The following is a 510-nucleotide window of genomic DNA, read 5'->3' on the forward strand; positions in this document are numbered from 1 at the left end:
GACTCGGGTGCATCCGGTGGTTACCCGACTCGCAGCTACGGTCGCGTCCCGTTGGGAAACATGTCGTAGTAGCCGCCGTCAATAGCCTCCTTCGCTTCGTCTGCGGTGGAGTATAGCCAATCCAGAACAGAATCGTACGATTTGCGCATCTTAGCATCGTATTCGTTGAAATACCAAACTGGCGAATCATCAGAATTGTCGCAACGAATCATCAAGAATTGTTCGCCTAACCGACCAACGATGATCAGTGCATCTGGCGGAAGGTCCACGTGTGGTTCGTCTGGGAACTCCACGCAGTCCTCGCGGTATTGTTCCGTCATGCAAAGCACATGTTCGTACGTGGCAGCGTAATGGTCATGTGTTAGAAGTCGGCCCGAGCGGTGTCCCATCGCAGCCAAGTAGCTCCGGTAGTTCGTCGGCAGCTTGACGCCGTATCGCTGTTCCAGAGTAGTGATCTCAGATGGCGAGCAGCCTTTAAGATCGCCGCGCGACGCAATACCGGAGTTTACC

Annotated in this window: 1 protein-coding gene; it reads right to left on the minus strand. The window is 54.3% G+C overall.

Annotated features, from left to right (window positions below; translation table 11 throughout):
* Nucleotides 1-35 precede the first annotated feature (35 nt).
* Nucleotides 36-510: SMI1/KNR4 family protein (locus ABD971_RS35895; RefSeq protein WP_345328545.1), on the minus strand; the 475-nt coding region annotated here is incomplete at its 5' end.

The organism is Novipirellula rosea (assembly GCF_039541335.1).
Classification (GTDB): Bacteria; Planctomycetota; Planctomycetia; order Pirellulales; family Pirellulaceae; genus Novipirellula; species Novipirellula rosea.